The sequence below is a fragment of the Streptomyces sp. NPDC007901 genome (genome assembly GCF_042959465.1).
Taxonomy (GTDB): Bacteria; Actinomycetota; Actinomycetes; order Streptomycetales; family Streptomycetaceae; genus Streptomyces.
Genome location: NZ_JBIBKW010000084.1, coordinates 1 through 2,849 on the forward strand (window position 1 = coordinate 1; position 2,849 = coordinate 2,849).

The following is a 2,849-nucleotide window of genomic DNA, read 5'->3' on the forward strand; positions in this document are numbered from 1 at the left end:
TCAGGGAGCGGAACTCACCCGTGGAAGTGCGCCCCGGGCAGACGCCCGCGCACTCCCAGCCGCTGATCCCGTACACCACGACGAGGGACGCCATCAAAGGCCGTGCTGGACACCCCGGGCCGGAAGTAGGCGCACCAGCCCCGCAGCATCCGGTTGAGACAGACGAGCAGGGCATCGAACGGCAGATCCGTGCCTGTCCTGCGGCACTGCGTCTTGACCTTGCCCGTGACGGCCTTGAGAGCCTTGCGGGCCGGATAGGTGTAGACGTAGTGCTTGTTGGTGCCTCGTTTGCGGTGACGCTGGATGCGCCACCCGAGAAAGTCGAGGCCATCGTCGATATGGGTGATCAGGGTCTTCTCCTGCGACAGGCGTAGGCCCATCGCGGCGAGGACCACGGTGATCTCCTCGCGCAGTGCCTCCGCGTCGGCCTTGGTGCCCGACACGACCAAGCACCAGTCGTCCGCGTAACGGACGAGCCGATAGTTCGGCAGCCCGCGCCGACGGCGCTTCTGCCGGTCGTTGAAGGTACTCGCAGGCCCGCCCGGTCCCTGGGCGATGTACTCGTCCAGGACGGACAGGGCCACGTTGCTGAGCAACGGCGAGAGGATCGATCCTTGCGGGGTTCCGGCGCTGGTCTCCCGAAGTACCCGGTCCTCGCCGAGAATCCCGGACTTCAAGAACGCCTTCACCAGAGCCAGGACACGTCTGTCACCGATGCGCGTGCGGACCCGGTCCATCAGGGCCGGATGCGAGATCTCATCGAAACAGGCCTTGATGTCGCCCTCCACGACCCACTCGTAGGAGTGAGAGGTGAGATGACGCACCTCGGCCACCGCGTCATGAGCCCGGTGGTTCGGACGGAACCCGTAGGAACACGGGAGGAATTCCGCCTCGAAGATCGGCTCCAGCACCAGCTTCAGGGACGCCTGCACCACCCGGTCCCGGACGGTCGCGATCCCCAGACGGCGCTTCTTGCCGCCCGCCTTCGGGATCATCCGTTCCCGGACCGGGAGCGGGCAGAAACTACGGTCCTTGATCGAGTTCCGCAGTCCGTCGAGGAAGTTCTCGACGCCCCGCACGGTCTCCACGTAGTAGGCGGTCTCGCCGTCCACTCCGGCCGTGCGGGCTCCCTTGTTGCCCCGCACCCGAACCCACGCCACCAGGAGGAACGCAGGATCGGCAACGATGTTGAACAGATCATCGAACCTGCGATGAGAATCCTCGCGGGCCCAACGGTGCAGCTTCGTCTGGATCTCCAGTACCCGGCGCTCCGCCCTGGTCAGGACGTACTCCAGCTCGTCGGTATTCACCGGCGACACCCTCCTGGCCTTCCAGTCCTTCCGCTGCTGACTTGCTGTCCTCCTTCGCCACGTACGCACCTCTCGCGCGCTCCGACTACTACGAGGACTCCGCCACGACCCGGTGCCGTCGGCCGACGACGAACCTGCCCTCCGTCCAGCTGGCTGCCGGACGGGAAGGGCGGCACCTGGCCGCTTCCCACGTTCACCACCATCCGATCGTCGAGTGAGCCGCCCAGCTGTGCCCCGGCAGCATCGCCATGCCTACGCCGCAGACATTCGGCATGGCCTCCTGATCGGCACTCTTAACCGACTTCGGAGACGCCACCAGCGCAATCCCAGGTGGCGAGCACTGCGCCCGGCCCAGATCTGCCAGATTCGAGCCGGTGGAAGTATTACGGGGCTTCAGGCACTGGTTCCTCTCGTACGGCTTCTCGTCTCGCTTGCCGGACCCGCACCGTCTGGCAGTGCCGATACGTCCCGGCGTTGTCAGGGCTGCTTACCGCCCTCCCGCGCGTCTCCGCGTTCAGGCTGCCCTCAGCTGCACTAACCTGCTGCGACAGGCCAGCGGCGGGGTCCTTTCACCCCCGCTCGGAATGGAGGCGCCTCGTGGCGCACGAGTGCGTACTTCCATCCGATCCGCTCCCTGACCGCGGTCGCGGCCTGTCGGTCCGACAGGCCCTCGACGAACTGCAGAACGCACACCATGGCCAGCTGCCCCGGTGAGAAGGCAGGCTGTCCGCGTCGCGGGAACAGATCCGTGAAGTCGTCGTCGCGAAAGGCCGGCCCCAGAGCGTCGCGCAGGCGCATGCCGAGGCACCCGTCCGGGAAGACCGCCCGTGCCACTTGTGCTGTCAAGTTCGGTACCGGAAGGGGCTCGTGGGCACGGAGCGACATCGTCATCACCTCATATGACGCTGTCCCCGCAGCTGACAAACCCATCATCGCGCCAACGAAGCGCTCCCCGCAGCAGCCTGACGATTTCGCCAACAGGATCAGTACTGGAAGGCCACCCCGACCGACATCCGGCCGTCCTTGGGGAACGACACGTCATCGACCGCCCAGGCGTCCGGGCCGATCTGCGGCACCATCCGCTCGGCGACCCGCCGACGCACCGGCACCGGATCCCACGTGGACTGGTTCACGAACTGCTGCAGGTTCTGCTCGTTGCCGTCCGGCAGCCGCGAGGCCATCGCCTGGACGGACTTTCGGCGACCGTCCATCATCAGTCCCCGCAGATAGCAGTCGCCCTTGGTCCGCTGGTCCTTCCGCGGCACCGAGGCGAACACATCCGCCACGAATAAGGCCAACATCGCCCGAACACGGTTCACTTCATGTGCGTCCACACACTCACCGTGCCCCTGAGCAAGGTCAACACACAGACCTAACGGAGTCCTACGAGCACCTCGACAGCTGCATCGGTCATCGGAACTACCCGAGCATGCCCGCTCATCATGGAGTAATTGTCAAGATGTGTGGATGAGCAGGCTTGGGCAGGGTGAGGTCCCGAGCTTGTCTCGCTATTCGGCCGTGAAGTTGCTCGATTCCTCC

At 65.6% G+C, this 2,849-nt stretch carries 2 protein-coding genes and 2 pseudogenes; 1 reads left to right on the forward strand and 3 read right to left on the reverse strand.

Annotated features, from left to right (window positions below):
• Positions 1-14: 14 nt before the first annotated feature.
• Positions 15-1,310: a group II intron reverse transcriptase/maturase gene (gene ltrA, locus ACFZDK_RS55680; protein ID WP_390987058.1), complete on the reverse strand. Its 1,296-nt coding sequence runs from the start codon at positions 1,308-1,310 to the stop codon at positions 15-17.
• Positions 1,311-1,351: 41 nt separating this feature from the next.
• Between ltrA and ACFZDK_RS55685 the strand changes: the two genes are divergently transcribed.
• Complete coding sequence (locus ACFZDK_RS55685) at positions 1,352-1,528, forward strand: hypothetical protein (RefSeq protein WP_390987061.1); 177 nt, start codon at positions 1,352-1,354, stop codon at positions 1,526-1,528.
• Positions 1,529-1,916: 388 nt separating this feature from the next.
• Here the strand turns inward: ACFZDK_RS55685 and ACFZDK_RS55690 are convergent.
• Both ACFZDK_RS55690 and ACFZDK_RS55695 read right to left on the reverse strand, forming a co-directional pair.
• A pseudogene (locus ACFZDK_RS55690) lies at positions 1,917-2,195 on the reverse strand (transposase); the annotation flags it as partial.
• 101 nt (positions 2,196-2,296) lie between these two features.
• Positions 2,297-2,644: pseudogene (locus tag ACFZDK_RS55695) on the reverse strand (transposase); the annotation flags it as partial.
• Positions 2,645-2,849: the final 205 nt, after the last annotated feature.